General features: G+C 67.8%; 1 pseudogene. It reads left to right on the plus strand.

The features are described 5' to 3' along the window. Positions 1-113 precede the first annotated feature (113 nt). A pseudogene (locus tag KZA10_RS17085) lies at positions 114-605 on the plus strand (helicase-related protein); the annotation flags it as partial.

Raw genomic sequence — 605 nt, forward strand, 5'->3', positions numbered from 1 at the left:
GTCCTGTCCTGGACACTCCTGCACACCGGCTTCGCGCAGATGTATGAAGCCACCGACATCGCCTCAGACCAAGACGCCATCACCTTCCCCGGCAACGACCGCCCCGTCTTCCACGGGTGATCCTCGCCACCAACGTCGCCGAGACGAGCCTCACGGTCCCCGGCATCAAGTACGTGATCGACACCGGCACCGCACGCATCTCCCGATACAGCAATCGCTCCAAGGTGCAGCGGCTGCCGATCGAGGCCGTCTCGCAGGCCTCGGCGAATCAGCGTTCGGGCCGCGCGGGCCGAACCAGCGACGGCATCGCCATCCGCCTCTACTCGGAAGAGGACTACGCCAAGCGGCCGGAATACACCGAGCCCGAGATCCTGCGCACCTCTCTGGCCTCGGTCATCCTGCAGATGCTCTCGCTCGGCTTCGGCGACATCACGGCGTTCCCCTTCCTCACCCCGCCCGACTCCCGCGGCGTGAAGGCCGCGTTCGACCTGCTCACCGAGCTCGGTGCGGTCGAGCCGTCCCGCCGCGACGGCGCTCCGCACCTCACCCGCACGGGTCGCGACATCTCGCGCATGCCGATCGATCCGCGGTTCGCACGCATGCTG

This window comes from Microbacterium sp. BF1, assembly GCF_019279095.1.
Lineage (GTDB): Bacteria > Actinomycetota > Actinomycetes > Actinomycetales > Microbacteriaceae > Microbacterium > Microbacterium maritypicum.